The organism is Elusimicrobiota bacterium (assembly GCA_016722575.1).
In the GTDB taxonomy this organism is placed as follows: Bacteria; Elusimicrobiota; Elusimicrobia; order FEN-1173; family FEN-1173; genus JADKIY01.
The window spans coordinates 224404-238894 of the sequence record JADKIY010000002.1 but is presented as its reverse complement, the minus strand read 5'-3'; the positions used below and the strand labels follow the sequence as shown (position 1 = coordinate 238894).

General features: G+C 62.0%; 15 protein-coding genes. 12 read left to right on the top strand and 3 right to left on the bottom strand.

What is annotated here, in order from left to right; genetic code table 11:
* The first annotated feature begins 19 nt into the window (after positions 1–19).
* The 6 genes from IPP68_04625 to ilvD all read left to right on the top strand — a co-directional run bounded on the left by IPP68_04625 (position 20) and on the right by ilvD (position 7165).
* Positions 20–1765: a threonine--tRNA ligase gene (locus IPP68_04625; protein ID MBL0349644.1), complete on the top strand. Its 1746-nt coding sequence runs from the start codon at positions 20–22 to the stop codon at positions 1763–1765.
* A gap of 54 nt (positions 1766–1819) precedes the next feature.
* A complete protein-coding gene (locus tag IPP68_04620; protein ID MBL0349643.1) occupies positions 1820–2452 on the top strand; it encodes a peroxiredoxin in 633 nt (210 codons plus the stop codon).
* Positions 2453–2579: 127 nt separating this feature from the next.
* Positions 2580–3971 carry an FAD-dependent oxidoreductase gene (locus tag IPP68_04615; protein ID MBL0349642.1) on the top strand — a complete coding sequence of 464 codons (1392 nt, stop codon included), beginning with the start codon at positions 2580–2582 and terminating at the stop codon, positions 3969–3971.
* Positions 3935–4630: an HAD family phosphatase gene (locus tag IPP68_04610; GenBank protein ID MBL0349641.1), complete on the top strand. Its 696-nt coding sequence runs from the start codon at positions 3935–3937 to the stop codon at positions 4628–4630. Before IPP68_04615 ends, IPP68_04610 begins: the two co-directional genes overlap by 37 nt.
* Positions 4627–5463, top strand: a complete 837-nt coding sequence (locus tag IPP68_04605; GenBank protein ID MBL0349640.1) for a tetratricopeptide repeat protein — start codon at positions 4627–4629, stop codon at positions 5461–5463. Before IPP68_04610 ends, IPP68_04605 begins: the two co-directional genes overlap by 4 nt.
* Before the next feature lie 10 nt (positions 5464–5473).
* Positions 5474–7165: a dihydroxy-acid dehydratase gene (ilvD, locus tag IPP68_04600; protein MBL0349639.1), complete on the top strand. Its 1692-nt coding sequence runs from the start codon at positions 5474–5476 to the stop codon at positions 7163–7165.
* A 64-nt stretch (positions 7166–7229) separates the two neighbouring features.
* Here ilvD and IPP68_04595 read toward each other — a convergent pair whose 3' ends face one another.
* A complete protein-coding gene (locus IPP68_04595; GenBank protein ID MBL0349638.1) occupies positions 7230–7766 on the bottom strand; it encodes a cob(I)yrinic acid a,c-diamide adenosyltransferase in 537 nt (178 codons plus the stop codon).
* 64 nt (positions 7767–7830) lie between these two features.
* Here IPP68_04595 and nth point away from each other — a divergent pair, with 64 nt between their 5' ends.
* From nth to IPP68_04580, 3 genes are read left to right on the top strand one after another with little or no spacing between them, the layout of a single operon-like run.
* On the top strand, positions 7831–8475 hold the full coding sequence (gene nth, locus IPP68_04590) for an endonuclease III (GenBank protein ID MBL0349637.1): 645 nt from the start codon (positions 7831–7833) through the stop codon (positions 8473–8475).
* Positions 8465–8863: a DUF309 domain-containing protein gene (locus IPP68_04585; GenBank protein ID MBL0349636.1), complete on the top strand. Its 399-nt coding sequence runs from the start codon at positions 8465–8467 to the stop codon at positions 8861–8863. The genes nth and IPP68_04585 overlap by 11 nt, the downstream gene beginning before the upstream one ends.
* Positions 8856–9467, top strand: a complete 612-nt coding sequence (locus IPP68_04580) for an NUDIX hydrolase (protein ID MBL0349635.1) — start codon at positions 8856–8858, stop codon at positions 9465–9467. The genes IPP68_04585 and IPP68_04580 overlap by 8 nt, the downstream gene beginning before the upstream one ends.
* Here the strand turns inward: IPP68_04580 and IPP68_04575 are convergent.
* Both IPP68_04575 and lexA read right to left on the bottom strand, forming a co-directional pair.
* Positions 9451–10059, bottom strand: a complete 609-nt coding sequence (locus tag IPP68_04575; protein MBL0349634.1) for a hypothetical protein — start codon at positions 10057–10059, stop codon at positions 9451–9453. The genes IPP68_04580 and IPP68_04575 overlap by 17 nt on opposite strands.
* A 33-nt stretch (positions 10060–10092) precedes the next feature.
* Positions 10093–10686 carry a transcriptional repressor LexA gene (lexA, locus tag IPP68_04570; protein ID MBL0349633.1) on the bottom strand — a complete coding sequence of 198 codons (594 nt, stop codon included), beginning with the start codon at positions 10684–10686 and terminating at the stop codon, positions 10093–10095.
* Here lexA and IPP68_04565 point away from each other — a divergent pair.
* The 3 genes from IPP68_04565 (at position 10679) to IPP68_04555 (ending at position 14490) form a co-directional block, all read left to right on the top strand.
* Entirely contained in the window at positions 10679–11869 is a 1191-nt protein-coding gene (locus IPP68_04565) for a hypothetical protein (GenBank protein ID MBL0349632.1), read from the top strand. The two genes, lexA and IPP68_04565, sit on opposite strands and share 8 nt — an antisense overlap.
* Before the next feature lie 81 nt (positions 11870–11950).
* Positions 11951–13399 (top strand): TolC family protein, encoded by a 1449-nt coding sequence (locus IPP68_04560; protein ID MBL0349631.1) that lies wholly within the window; start codon positions 11951–11953, stop codon positions 13397–13399.
* Positions 13396–14490 carry an efflux RND transporter periplasmic adaptor subunit gene (locus IPP68_04555; protein MBL0349630.1) on the top strand — a complete coding sequence of 365 codons (1095 nt, stop codon included), beginning with the start codon at positions 13396–13398 and terminating at the stop codon, positions 14488–14490. Before IPP68_04560 ends, IPP68_04555 begins: the two co-directional genes overlap by 4 nt.
* The last annotated feature ends 1 nt before the right edge of the window (position 14491 follow it).

Here is a 14491-nt window from a genome sequence, read left to right as displayed (position 1 = left end):
AAAACAGAGCGATGATCCCATGGCCCAAGCCGTTGTAAACCGCGAAGACTACCTCTACAAACTCCGCCACTCGACCACGCACGTGATGGCCCAAGCGGTCCAGGATCTTTTTCCGGGCACGCGCCTGACCATCGGCCCGCCGGTGGAAGACGGGTTTTATTACGATTTTGAGTCGGACCACCGTTTCGTCCCCGAGGATCTCGAGAAAATCGAGGCGCGCATGCGCCAAATCGTCGAAGGCAATCACGCCTTCGTCATGAGCACCCACGCCTCCGACGACGCCAAGACGTTTTGGGGCGCCCGGGGTGAAAAGTATAAGGTCGAGATGATCAACGACCTGAACGAGCCCACGGTCACCTATTGTTCCCACGACCAATTCGTCGATCTTTGCCGCGGTCACCACCTGGACACGACCAAGGACATCCGCCACTTCAAGCTCCTTAAAATCGCCGGGGCCTATTGGCGAGGGGACGAGAAACGCGAGCGCCTGCAGCGCATTTACGGCACGGCCTGGCCCTCGGCCAAGGAATTGACCGACTACTTGGCTCGCCTGGAAGAGGCCAAAAAACGCGACCACCGCGAATTGGGCCCGCGGTTGGGGCTCTTTTCGATTCAACACGAATCCGGAGGCTCGGGGTTCATTTATTGGCTGCCCAAAGGCGCCCTGGTTCGCCGGTTGATGGAAGACACGCTCAAGGATTATCTCGGCGCCCGCGGATACGATTTCGTCTACACCCCCCACGTGGCGCGTTCCGACCTTTGGAAAACCTCCGGTCACTTGGATTATTACCGCGAAAACATGTACCCGGCCATGGAACTCGAAAACCAGGAATTTCTCCTGAAACCCATGAATTGCCCGGGGCACATCCTGATTTACAAGTCGACCCTCCACTCCTACCGGGAATTGCCGCTCCGCTACGCCGAGTTCGGGACCGTTTACCGGTTTGAACGAAGCGGGGTGTTGCACGGGTTGATGCGGGTCCGCGGATTCACCCAGGACGACGCCCACATTTTCTGCCGCCCGGACCAGGTGGAAGAGGAAGTGGCGAGCATCCTGCGCATCATCACCGAAATCCTGGGCATGTTCGGGTTCAAAGATTACGATGTCAAACTTTCCACCCGGCCGGACAAGTATTCCGGGACCTTGGAGGGGTGGGCCCACGCCGAAGGCGCCCTTAAAAAAGCCTTGGAAACCGTCGGACTGGCTTACACGCTGGATCCCGGCGAAGGCGTTTTTTACGGCCCCAAAATCGATCTTAAAATCAAAGACTCCCTGGGCCGCGCTTGGCAGTGCTCGACGGTGCAGGTGGATTTCAACAACCCGGAACGGTTCAACATCAAATACCGGGACGCCCAGGGGGGCGAAACCCAGGTGTTCATGATCCACCGGGCCCTGTTGGGTTCCCTGGAGCGGTTCTTTGGCGTGTTGATCGAACATTACGCCGGGGCCTTCCCGTTGTGGCTTTCGCCGGTTCAGGCGGCGGTGCTTCCCATCAGCGATAAATTCCAAGGCTACGCGGACGAGGTCTTCGCGGCCCTCAAAGCGGCCGGAATTCGGGCCTCGGTCAATGATTCGGCCGATAAAGTGGGAGCGAAAATTCGCGAAGCGACGATGCAAAAGATCCCCTATCTTCTCGTCGTCGGCGGCCGCGAGGCGGAGACCAAAACCGTTGCCGTTCGCACCCGCGAAGGCCAGGACGTGGGCGTCCTGCCCCTGGCCGATCTCGTGGCGCGATTGAAAGAACAGATTTCCCAGAAAAAGTAGTCCGGGGCCGGCGGAAATTCGGCCGAGACCTTTTTTCACCCAAGGAGCCATCCCATGTCCAGTCTTTCCTACGAAGCCAACTTCCCCCAAGCCGTTCCCGTTCGGGTGGGTCAAACCGTGCCCGATTTTGAAATGGACACCTTCGATCCCGTCGAGCACGGGTTCGGCAAGATGTCCCTGGCCGAAAACAAGAAAGCAAAGAAGTGGACGGTTTTGGTGTTCTACCCCGCCGACTACACCTTCGTTTGCCCCACGGAATTGGCCGACGTGGCCGAGCAGCACGCCGAATTGACCAAAGCCGGGGCGGCGGTTTTCTCCGTCTCCACGGACACGAATTTCGTCCACATGGCCTGGCAGCGCGAGGAAACGCTTCTGAAAAACGTGAAATACCCCATGGCGGCCGATCCGACGGGCAAGGTCTCCCGGCTTTTCGGCGTCTACGACGACGCGTCGGGACTGGCCCTGCGCGGGACCTTCATCATCGCCCCGGACGGCAAGCTGGCCAGCGGTGAAATCAATTTCTTCAACGTCGGGCGGAACGCGGCGGAGTTGCTTCGGAAGGTGCAGGCCAACGCCTATTTGGCCAAACATCCCGAAGAAGTGTGCCCCGCCAACTGGAAACAAGGCGGCAAAACGCTCAAGCCGGGGGCCCAGATGGTGGGTCGGGTGGGCGACGCGTTGAAATAGTTTTTACGTTCCGCCCCCACCGGCCCTTTGGGGCTTCCGCCCCGTGGGGTCGGAACCGGTGGGGGCGGATTTTTTTTAGGGGAACCGGACGCGCACACGCGGTTCGAGGAAATACGGGGGAGCGGGCATGGGGCGATTGGACACGGGGGCGGACCGGCGGCACGCGGTCGTGGTGGGCGGCGGATTCGCCGGCGCCGCCGCGGCCTCGGCCTTGGCCGAAGCGGGGGTGGCCGTTACTCTCGTGGAAGCCCGGAACACTCTGGGCGGGCGCACATCGTCCTATCGGGACGGGGTCACCCGCCAGGACGTCGACAACGGCCAACATCTTTTTCTGGGCGCCTACCGCGATACCCGCGCCTTTCTACGGCGAATGAAGACGGAGAACCGCCTGCGGTGGCTTCCCGGGGCTTCGACGTCCTTTTACGCCCGTTCGGGAAAAAAATCCGTTCTGAATCCCGGCCGCCTTCCCGGCGCCCTGGGTTTCGTGCGGGGCGTGCTGGGTTTTGGAGCCCTGAGGTGGAAGGACAAAGCGTCCCTCCTGTACGGGTTGGCTCGTCTTCGCGTTGATCGTTCGACCGACCACGGGGCTTTGACGGTGTCGGCGTGGCTGAAAAACCTTCATCAGACGCCGGGCGCCCTGCGGGCCTTTTGGGACCCCCTTTGTTACGCCACGTTGAACGAGCGGCCCGACCGGGCCTCGGCCGACGCCTTGGTGGCGGTCCTTCGGGACGGTTTTTTAAAATCGGTCGACGATCGCGCTTTGGGGTATTCCACGGTTCCCCTGGCAAGGCTCTGGGCCACGGAGTTGCCGGCTTATTTAAAAAGCCAGGGGGGGGACGTGGCCGCCAACATCCGGGCCACGGGGTTTGCGGTCGAAGGGGACCTCGTGACCGCCCTTCAAATTGACGCGGGGGAGCCGGTGGCCGCCGACGTTTTCGTCGCGGCGATGCCCTTGAGCGCCGGCCGGGCGGTGGCCGGGCCCCACGTGCCCGGGTTGGCTCAAATGCCGACCGGTCATTCGCCCATCGCCGCCGTTAATCTTTGGTTTCCCCGGGCGCCTTTTTCCGACCCCTGGGTGGGGTTTTTGGATTTGGACATCCAATGGGGTTTTAATCGGGAAGTGCTTTGGGGGCGGGGCGCCGAAGGGCAAATTTCCCTCGTGTTGAGCGCCGGACACGACCACGTGGGGCGCTCCAGCGACCAGCTCATCGCTCTGGCGCTCGCGGACCTTCGGCGGGCCTTTCCCGATTTTAAAGAAGAGCCGACCCACGCCACCGTGACCTGGGAAAAAGAGGCGACGCCGGCCCCGACCCCGCTTTTTTGGCGCGCCCGGCCCGGGGTGGGAACGCCCCTCAAAAATCTGTTTTTGGCCGGCGATTGGGTGGACGTGGGTCTCCCGCCCACCATCGAAGCGGCTTGCCGGAGCGGCCACCGGGCCGCGGCCTTCGCGTTGCGTTGGTTGGACGGTCAAAAGGAGGACGAATGCTCAAAGCCGTATTGTTCGACTGCGACGGCGTAATCGCGGATTCCGAACACCTGCACTTTTCGCTTTTCCAAAAGGTCCTTCGGGAGATCGGGGTGCCGTTGACCCAGGCGGACTACCTGGAAAAATACTTGGCCATGGACGACAAGGGATGTTTTCGGGCGGTGGTGGCCGCTCACGGCCGGTCCTTGTCCGACGCGGAATTGTCCGCCCTCATTGAAAAGAAAACGGCCCTTTATAAGAAAACGGCCACGGAAAATCTGGTGATTCTCCCCGGGGTGGTGGAATTCGTCATGGCCGTTTCCCAAAAGTTTCCCCTGGCCATGGCCTCCGGGGCCCTGCGGGACGAAGTCAAACTCATGATCAACGCCGCGGGCATCGCGCACTATTTCGACGCCGTGATCGCCGCCGAGGACGTGGTGCGGGGAAAACCCGCTCCGGACGCCTATTTGAAAGCCTTGGAGGAAATCAACCGGAAATACCCGGACCGCCGCATTCAGCCTTCGGAATGTTTGGTGGTGGAAGATTCCAAGCACGGCCTTTTGTCCGCCCGCGCCGCGGGGATGAAATGCGTGGCCGTCACGACCTCCTATTCCGCCGAGGAGTTGAGCGCGGCCGACCGGGTCGTTCCCGTGTTGACCGCGGTGCGGGTGAAAGACCTCGAGAGCCTGTTTCTGACCGCCACGCCCCAATGACCCCGCCCACCCCCCGCGCGCGCCTGCTTCAATTGTTGGATCGGGACGACGCCGGGGTGGATTTGGCCGAGGCGGCCCTGTTGGTCGCGGGGGACGAATACCCCGGCCTGGACCCGCGGCCCTATTTGGACCGTTTGGACGGTTTTTCCGACCGGGTGGCCGCGCGTCTGCGCGGCGGCCCCGATCCCGTCGCGGCCATCGCGGCCTTGAACGCGGTCCTCTTTGAAGAAGAGCGGTTTGGACCGAACCAGAAGGATTATTACGATCCCCGAAACAGTTTTCTAAACGAAGTTTTGGACCGCCGGGTCGGCATCCCGATCACGCTGTCCCTCCTCTACATCGACGTCGCCCGTCGCGCCGGGCTTTCCTCCGCCGGCGTCGGCCTTCCGGGGCATTTTGTGGCGGCCCTGCTTTCCCCGGGGCGCGTTCACTACATCGACGCTTTTGACGGCGGGCGGTTGTTGACGGAGGAGGAATGCGCGGATAAAGTGGCCAACGTTTTCGGGGGGAAAATGGCCCTGACGCCGGACCACCTCCGCCCCATCGGGCCCCGGGCGATCCTGGTTCGCCTGCTCACCAATTTGAAGAACATCTACGTGGAGTCGCGGTCCTACGCCAAGGCCCACGCGGTGATCGATAAATTGGCCCTGCTCCTTCCCGAAGCCTGGACCGAGGTGCGGGACCGGGGCTTGGTCCTTTATCAAATGCGTCGTTACCGTCCCGCCTTGCGGGACCTGGAATCCTATTTGACCCACGCGCCGGAGGCCACCGACCGGCCGGACGTTTCCAAATTGAAAGACCTCATCGCCCGTCGACTGAACGAAACCATCTAAGGAGCCCGTTATGCCCGATTCCCGAGACCTCAAAATAAAAAGCCGCGACATCACCGACGGCGTCAACCGCGCCCCGAACCGCGCGATGTTGCGGGACGTCGGGTTGACGGACGAGGATTTCCAAAAGCCGTTGATCGGCGTGGCCAGCACCTGGAGCGAGATCACGCCCTGCAACATCCACATCAACAAGTTGGCCGAGAGCGCCAAAGCCGGGGCCCGGGCGGGGGGCGGGGCGCCTCTGATTTTCGGAACCATCACGGTGTCGGACGGCATTTCCATGGGAACCGACGGCATGCGTTATTCCCTGCCCAGCCGGGAAATCATCGCCGATTCCATCGAGACGGTGGCCGGGGCCGAGCGCTTCGACGGCCTGGTGGCCATCGGCGGTTGCGACAAAAACATGCCCGGCTGCCTCATGGCCATGGGACGCCTCAACATCCCGTCCGTGTTCGTTTACGGCGGAAGCATCCGCCCCGGTTCCTTCCAGGGGAAGGACGTCGACATCGTGAGCATCTTTGAGGCCGTGGGCCAATTCAACAACAACCTGATCGACGAAAAAACCCTGAAGGGCGTCGAATGTTCCGCCTGCCCCGGGCCCGGGTCCTGCGGCGGGATGTACACGGCCAACACCATGGCCTCGGCCATCGAGTGTTTGGGCATGAGCCTTCCCGGAAGTTCCTCTCTTCCGGCCGAGACCCCCGACAAGGCCGCCGAATGCGTCGAGGCGGGAAAAGCCGTGGTCCAAGCCCTTCGTTTGGGCCTGCGGCCCCGGGACATCGTGAAGAAAAAGAATTTCGAAAACGCCATCGCCCTGGTGATGGTCCTCGGCGGTTCCACCAACGCGGTGCTTCACCTGATCGCCATGGCCGACGCCTTCGGGGTCAAGTTGGGGTTGGAGGATTTTGTTCGCATCGCTAAAAAAGTCCCGCACCTGGCCGACTTGAAACCGAGTGGACGTTACGTGATGTTCGACCTGCACAAAGCGGGAGGCGTGCCCGCGGTTATGAAACAAATGCTGGCCGACGGTTATTTGGACGGCTCGACCCTCACGGTGACGGGCAAAACGTTGGCCGAAACGCTGGCCGACGCGCCCGCGCTGGTCGCCGGGCAGGCCGTTATCCGATCCAAAGACAATCCCCTGCGGCCCACCGGCCCCATCGTCATCCTGAAGGGGAATCTGGCGCCGGAGGGCGCCGTGGCCAAAGTCGGCGGGTTGTCGAACACCACGATTGTCGGCCCCGCGAAAGTCTACGACGGCGAAGAAGCGGCCACCCAGGCCGCGTTGCGGGGGGGCATTCAGGCGGGGGACGTGGTCGTGGTGCGTTACGAAGGGCCCAAGGGCGGTCCCGGAATGCGCGAAATGCTCTCCTTAACGGCCATTTTGTCCGGCAAAGGGTTGGGCGACAAGGTGGGTCTCATTACCGACGGGCGTTTCTCCGGCGGCAGCCACGGCCGGGTGGTGGGGCACGTGTGCCCGGAAGCCGCCGTGGGCGGTCCCATCGGGCTGATCAAGAACGGCGACGTCGTCACGATCAACGCCGAAAAACGGGAATTGAGCGTGGCGCTTTCCAAGGCGGAATGGGCCAAACGGGCCAAAGCCTGGAAGGCGCCCAAGCGCCGCGCCACCGGTTGGTTGGCTCGGTACGCCGCCCTGGTCACTTCCGGTTCCGAAGGGGCCGTCCTGCGCGTCCCCGGCGAGTAGCCGACACCGTTCTGCGGTAAATATTGTTAGGGGGGGGCGGCCCCGGACGGGACCGCCGGGGAAGTTAATCGGGCGTCCAGAGGGTTTCTTTTTTCCCTTCTTCGTGAGACGCCCGGCGCGCCAGAACGAACAGGAAATCTCCCAGGCGATTTAAATAGACGATCGCCGAGGCGAAGGGTTTTCCCAGGCCGGCGCAGTAGCGCTCTCCCCGTCGGCAAATGGCCCGGGCCAGGTGAATCGCGGCCCCCGCCGACGAGCCGCCGGGCAAAATGAAGTGGCGAAGGGCCGGAAGTTCCGCCTGCATCCGGTCAATTTCGATTTCCAATCGCCGCACGTGGAGGGGGCCGATCCGCGGCACCCGGGGAGCGCCCTTTTTGAGGGGCGTGGCCAAATCGGCGCCCAGGACAAACAAATCCCGTTGCACGGCTTCGATCCGGCGCCGGAGCGCGGCCTTTTGGGTCAGCGCCCCGGCCAACCCCAGGGCCGAGTTGAGCTCGTCCACCGTGCCGTACGCCTCGACGCGGATGTGGTCCTTCCGGACTTTTTTTCCGCCGAACAGAAAAGTGTATCCGCCGTCGCCCACCCGCGTGTAGATTTTCATGGGGATCATTTTACCCGTTCCGAGCGCGTCGGCAAAGGCCGACAAAATGTGAGAAAATAATCCCGTGAAGCCGACCCTCGCTCCCCTCCTGAAAGCGTTGCACCAAGCCTATCCCGATGCCGATTGCGCCCTGGCCCACCGAAACGCCTTTGAACTTTTGATCGCGACGATCCTGTCGGCCCAGTGCACGGACGCCCGGGTCAATCAAGTGACCCCCGTTCTCTTCGGCCGTTTTCCAACGGCGGCGGCCCTGGCCGCCGCCCCCGTGCTTGAGGTGGAAACGATCGTCCGCTCCACGGGGTTTTTCCGTCAGAAAGCCAAATCCCTGGTGGCGACGGCGCGGTTGCTGGTCGAACGACACGGCGGCGAGGTCCCGCGGTCTTTCGACGCCCTGTTGGAAATGCGGGGCGTCGCCCGCAAGACGGCCAACGTGGTGATGGGAACGGCTTTCGGCGAAGCCACCGGCGTCGTGGTGGACACCCACGTCCGCCGGCTTTCCAATCGTTTGGGATTGACCCGGGAAAGCGATCCCGTCAAAATCGAGCGGGATTTGCTGAAGCGTCTCCCGCGCAAGGATTGGATCTGGTATTCCCACGCCTTGATCAGCCACGGGCGGGCGGTGTGCAAAGCCCAGTCGCCCCGCTGCCCGGAGTGCGTCCTTCGAAAAGTCTGTCCTTTTCCTTTGAAAGGGGGGCGCCGTGTCCCCTGACCCGCGATTCTTTAAAGGGATCGCGCTGTTCAATAATGAAGATTTCTTTGAGGCCCACGAAGTCTGGGAAGAGTTGTGGCACGAGACCCAGGGCGCGGCCCGGGATTTTATTCAGGGGATGATTCAGGTAACCTCGGCCATGCACCATCTTCAAATCGGCAACATGCGGGGCGCCCGGATACTTCACGGTTCGGGCTTGGAACTCCTGGCGAAATACGGCGAAGCGTTTTGGGGGGTGGATTTGAATTTAGTGAGAGCGGAATTCAATCGGGCCCTGGAGGAAATCCTGGAAGGCCCCATCGAACGGTTGGCGGGCCGGAGCCAGCCCGACTTATTTAAAATCCCCTATTCCAGTGCGCGAAGCTTTAAAATCGATGTCCATGGATAAAACCCCGCTCCGGTTCAGCGCCGCGGATCACCGTCGGATTGAGAAATCCTTCGCCAACGCGGGTCTTCCCAAGAAATGGTGGACCGTTTTTGGAAAAGAGATTCGGCATTGTTCTTGTTGCGGGAAAAATCTGGCCTGGCGGATGGTGCGGGAAGAAGGACGTCGGCGGTTTGTGTGCGGCGGGTGTAAATTTATTTCCTACCAAAACCCCAAAATCGTCGCGGCCGCCCTTCCGGTCTGGAAAAACAAGATTGTCCTTTTAAGGCGGGCCATCGCACCTTCCCGCGGCCTGTGGAGCCATCCGGCGGGTTTTATGGAGTTGGGGGAAACGGTGCAGGACGCGGCCATTCGTGAAACCCGGGAGGAGATCGGATGCCGGGTGCGCTTATCGGGCCCGCCGCGCCTCTATTCCTACGACGACGCGGCGGTGGTGACCGTGGTGTACGACGCCGTGGTCGTCGGAGCCGGTCCCCGGGCGGGGGTGGAATCCCTGGAAGTCAAATCTTTCGCCCTGGACGATATCCCGTGGGATCGGCTGGCCTTTCGAAGCACCTACCACGCCCTCCGGGATTGGGCGGAGCGGCGGATTAGGCCGGGTTTTTGACGGTCGTCGACAGTTTCTCCGACAGCTCCAACACCGACCAAAAACCGTCTTTGATTTCCATTCGGGCCCGCCGGGCGGCTTGAACGAACAGCCGCTGATTGAACCCCGACATGTGGGAGCGACGTTCTTCGCTCAACACCAGGCAACGGGGCAAAAGGTTCGCCATCAAGTCTTCGAATCGAAGGAAACGGTCTTCCTTTTCGGTCGGGCCGAAGCCGTCGATGTCCCACAGGTGAAAGGGATCGGCGATGACCACGGGTTGATCCCCGGCGCTCCGGGGCAAAAGCTCGGAGACGATGAAGCGCTCCAAGTGATCGGAAGATCGGGGCTGGGCCACTTGAATTCGGTTCAAATAGAAGAACCGGTCGATGCCCCAATCGTCCGCTTGTTGGAGGAGGGGGCGGGGGTCAAAACGGCCGGAGGTGTCCACCCAGAGAACCCGTTCGTAGAGGGGCAGGTTGGCGGCGAGGACCGGAAGGGCCCACTGAACCAGGCCGCTGGGGCCCGTGGCCACGGAAAAGCCGGCGCGGGTGTGGGCGTGTTGCGGGGGAGCCAGGAGGCTCTGCAAGGCAAGTCTCGGATCGTTTATCATCGTATCCCTCGGCGTGAGAGTTGTACTGATGGTCTAGAAAAAGGTTCGGATCAGGCTGGTGACGCGGCCAACGATGGTGATGTCCTTTCCTCGAATGATGGGATAGGCCGGATTGGCCGGCTGCAAATAGACGTCGCCGCCCGCGCGGCGCAAACGTTTAACGGTGGCTTCGTTGTCGTCCACGGTGGCCACCACCACTTCGCCGTTCTGCGCCACGCTCGTGCTTTGGACGAGAACCACGTCGCCGTCGTTGATCTCGGGGAACATGCTGTCCCCTTTGACGCGGAGGGCGAAATTGGCGCTTTTGGCGATGGCTTCGTCCACGGCCAGATAATCTTCCACGTCGGCGATGGCTTCCAGGGGCTGGCCGGCGGGCACCCGGCCAAGAATGGGAATGCGAAGCTTTTGAACGACGCCCCGGGCTTCCATGATGAGCCCGCGGGCGCGGTCTTTGGCCCGGTGCAGGACGCCTTTTTTCTCCAGGGCGGCCAAATGGTCCTGAACGGCTTTGGGGAAGATGTCGAAATGTCCGGCGATTTCCCGCACCGTGGGGGGGAGTCCCGCCGTCTGGATTTCCGAGGCGATGAAATTGTAGATTTGCTGTTGTCGGGAGGTTAAGTTGTCCATAAAAGCGACTATACAAAAGAATAGTGTTCGCGTCAATCGATGGCTGGCGGGTTCCCTGTGGGTCCTGGCGGTCGCCGCGCCCCTGCGGGCGGATTTGACCGGTCCGCCCATCCTGGACAACAATTATCGCCTGGCCTTCAACCCCAACGTGGCGGTCGGTTCGAGCCGAAAGGTGGCCATGGGCGGGGCCTACACCGGCATCGCCGAAGGGGTGGACAGTCTCTGGGACAACCCGGTCGCGGCCGCCTTCCGGCGCCCCTCGGACGAATCCGATTGGGGCTACGATTTAACGGTGGGAAGCATCCTTCTCAACGGCGACGACGTGGACAACAACGGCAATTTGACCCGCGCTTTTCACCGCAATTCCCTCATAAATGCCGGCGCTCTGGTGCGGAAAAGCCGCGTGGGCATCGGCTTCTATATCGTGAATCAGCGCTACGACGTGGGCGGCCCGGCCGGCGTCGAGAGTTTGGCCTTCAACGTCGGGACGCTCGCCGTCGGCTGGGCTTCCCCGGGAGAAAATTTTTTCTGGGGCGCCGGTTTTCGCCTGGCGGCATTGGAATCCAAACCCAAGGGATCCCGCAACCTCACGCTGCATTTGTCGGGGAGCGGGGGGAGCGTCGGGACCCTTTGGAATCCCGATCGCGGTCCCTGGCGCCTCGGTCTTTCTTTTTCCGGCCCCATCCGAGACGATAACCAATTTCCCGCCGACGCGACGGCCCCGGTGGTGAACAACGGGTTGATCATTCCCCGCCAGGTGACATTGCCGGTCGTGGCGTCCCTCGGGATCTCGTATCACTTTTCCCGTGGAACTTTTTGGTCCGACCGTCCCCTTCAAATGGGCCTTCAAATCAACGCCATTGCCCCGACGCGAGGCGCGGTGGGGGTCGAATCCTTCATTGAACAGCGTGTTCAATGGACGGGGGAAAAAAGGACCTACAGTTATCACCTGGGAGGGGAGGAGGAAATTTGGCCCCGTCGTGTGCGGCTTCGCCTCGGGACGTATTTCGAGCCCAGCCGGTTCAAAGGGGTCAAGGGACGCGTCCACGCCACCGGGGGATTCGAAGTTCGCCTATTCCACTTCAATTTTATCGGGGGGCATGACGTATCGTTCAGTTATGCCGCCGACAGCGCCGCCCGGTACTTCACCCAAATAGTCAGCGTCGGTTTCTGGCAGTTTTAGTTCTTTCCCGCTGATCTCCGCCCAGTCGTGGTATAATAGAAGAGTATCAACAACTCTCAGGGGACTTCCACCTACCTTTCAATGAAAATAAAACGATACGACTCAACGCCCCTTGTTTTTCGACGCCGGTGGGCCGGCGTCCTCTGGTTCGGGTTATTGGCCGGTGCCCGGGGATTTTTGTGGGCGGAAGAAGGCGCTCTCCTCACCCTCGACCGATGTTTGGAAAAAGCCCTGGCTCAAAATCCCGCCCTGGTGCTGGCCGAGGACGATGTCGCCGTCGCCCGCGCCCGGGCCCGCGCCGCTTCGGTTTCCCTGTTTCCCGCGGTGACCGCCAAGGCCGATGAGACCACCGGCCGGGCGGAGCAGGGGGTCGACAATCCCCCGTTTGTCCAGCGTTCCTACGGCGTTCAGGCGACCCAGACGATTTTTTCCGGGGGAAAGCTCTGGGGCACTCAACGGCAGGCTTCTTTGGGCGCCGACATCGCCCGACTTCAATTGGACAAACAGCGGTTGGACGTTCGCCACGCGGTGACCGAGGCCTATTGGCGGGTGGCGGGCCTCCAGCAGGCCCTTCGGGCCCATCGGGACGCTCGCGCGCTGCTTCAGGAGGATTTGGAGAAGGCCGTTCGCCACGATTTGAGCGAAGCCCGTTCCGCCCGCATTGAACTTCTATCAACCCGGGCTCAGAACCGCGAGAGCGAAGCCGCCCTGGCCGAGGTTCAGGAAAACCTCTTGGAAGCCCGTCAGGCCCTCTGGGACGCCCTGGGCGAACGCTCGGCCACGGACTTCAACGTCCCCGCGGAGTTGCCCACGGGCCTTGTGGAGGTCGACGAGGCCGAGGCGCTCCGCTTGGCCCGGGACCACCGACCCGACACCCGCATCGCTGATCGTATGATGGAATCGGCCCGCTTCGCCCGGTCCGTGGCGCGCAGCGGGGCCTTCCCCAAAATCGATCTGAACGGTTTTTACGGTCGCTCCGCCTCGGCGTTCATCGAAACGGATCCCTTGATTTATAAGAAAGACTGGAACGTCGGTCTCTCCGCCAATTGGGCCTTTGTCGGCAATTCCGTGAAGTATTCGGCCTACCGGGAAAAAACCAGCCCCCGGTTGGGCGAATCCAGCCGGACGGAAACGGACAACCACTCTCTAAGTCTTTCCCTGGGCGACGCCCTGGGCGTCGGCGTGGCAAACCGGGAAGGACGGCGGTCCTTTCACGAGGAGGAATGGCGCTACGAAAAAACCCGTCGGGACGCCGACAACGACGTTCGTCTGGCGGTGCGTCGGGCCGCTTCGGCCCGTTCCCGCTTCGAGGCCGCCAAGGCCAAGTTGGAAGAGGCGCTTCAAGAATTTAAAGACACGCGGTCCCTCCTTCAGGAAGACCGCGCCCATTTGGGGGACTTGGCGGCGGCCCGCAATCGCGTGGCCTTCGCCCAAGCGGCCCAAGCCCAATCCCAGGCCCAATATTTGGCGGCCGTCTCGGCCTTGAACCGCGCCGTGGGCCTGCCCGACCAATACCGGGTGCGTTCGTGACCCCGCCCGCGACCCTTCAACGACGGTGGCCGCTGGTGGCCGCCGTGGCGGGGATCCTGGGCGCCGCCTGGGGGATCAAGAAATTTCAAGAACATCGGCTGTATCAACGGGAAGCCGCCTCGGCGGCCCAGGCCGCGCAGGAAGTGCCGCAAGTCAAAGCCTACAAAGTGCGCCCGCGTAACGTGGCGGGGGCTCTCAAGCGCATCGGCACCATCCGCGCCCGAGCCGAAACCAATCTGCAGTTCGGCGCGCCGGGCCGGGTTTCCCGCTTCGCCGTGGAAAAGGGACAGTTCGTGAAAAAAGGCGCCCTCCTGGCCACCCTGGACCAGGCCGAAGCCAAGAATTCCCTCGACGTCGCCCAGCTCGAATACGAGAAGGCCGCCGTCAAATATTTCAAGGATCAAACCATCGACCGCCTTTCCTACGAGCAGGCCAAGGCCCGCTACAAGCAGGCCCAGCTGGAAGCCGACAAGACCACCATTCGGGCGGCCCACGACGGGTATCTGGTGGAGAAATGGGTGAACGAAGGCGAACACGCCGATCCCGGGACGGTCATCGGAAAACTGATGGACAAAAGCCGGGTGTTCATCGAAATGGATTTGTCCGAAGACGACATTCAACATTTGAAGCAGGGGCAGAAGGTGGCCGTCACGGTGGACGCCGTGCCGGATTTTAAAGAGGACGGCACGGTGCTCTCGGTGACGCCCTATCTCAAAGGCGACACCCGGTCCTTCAGCGTCAAGGTGGATCTGCCGACCAACCCCCAGGAGAAATTGAGCCCCGGCATGTTCGCCCGCTGCACCGTGCGCCGCTACGAAAAGGCCGGCGCCCTGACGGTCCCCCTGGAAGCCGGCGCCGAAATGCAGGAAAAAACCATGCGCCTCTTTGTGGTGGACGACAAAAACGCCGCCCACGCGCGTTCCGCCGACATTCTTTTTATGGACGAAGGCGTCGTGGAGGTCTCCGGCGTGGCCGAGGGGGATTTGGTGATCCTCAACCCGGGAACGGATTTGGAAGACGGCGCCACGGTGCGGGTGATGGATGTCTTCGACCCCGCGGCCCACACCGAATCCCCCGCTTCCCCCGGCTGAC

What these genes read in the sequence shown, in the direction of transcription:
- IPP68_04625 (MBL0349644.1), top strand. Translation starts at nt 20, where the DNA reads ATGGCCCAAGCCGTTGTAAACCGCGAAGACTACCTCTACAAACTCCGC.
- IPP68_04620 (MBL0349643.1), top strand. Translation starts at nt 1,820, where the DNA reads ATGTCCAGTCTTTCCTACGAAGCCAACTTCCCCCAAGCCGTTCCCGTT.
- IPP68_04615 (MBL0349642.1), top strand. Translation starts at nt 2,580, where the DNA reads ATGGGGCGATTGGACACGGGGGCGGACCGGCGGCACGCGGTCGTGGTG.
- IPP68_04610 (MBL0349641.1), top strand. Translation starts at nt 3,935, where the DNA reads ATGCTCAAAGCCGTATTGTTCGACTGCGACGGCGTAATCGCGGATTCC.
- IPP68_04605 (MBL0349640.1), top strand. Translation starts at nt 4,627, where the DNA reads ATGACCCCGCCCACCCCCCGCGCGCGCCTGCTTCAATTGTTGGATCGG.
- ilvD (MBL0349639.1), top strand. Translation starts at nt 5,474, where the DNA reads ATGCCCGATTCCCGAGACCTCAAAATAAAAAGCCGCGACATCACCGAC.
- IPP68_04595 (MBL0349638.1), bottom strand. Translation starts at nt 7,766, where the DNA reads ATGAAAATCTACACGCGGGTGGGCGACGGCGGATACACTTTTCTGTTC.
- IPP68_04580 (MBL0349635.1), top strand. Translation starts at nt 8,856, where the DNA reads ATGGATAAAACCCCGCTCCGGTTCAGCGCCGCGGATCACCGTCGGATT.
- IPP68_04575 (MBL0349634.1), bottom strand. Translation starts at nt 10,059, where the DNA reads ATGATAAACGATCCGAGACTTGCCTTGCAGAGCCTCCTGGCTCCCCCG.
- lexA (MBL0349633.1), bottom strand. Translation starts at nt 10,686, where the DNA reads ATGGACAACTTAACCTCCCGACAACAGCAAATCTACAATTTCATCGCC.
- IPP68_04560 (MBL0349631.1), top strand. Translation starts at nt 11,951, where the DNA reads ATGAAAATAAAACGATACGACTCAACGCCCCTTGTTTTTCGACGCCGG.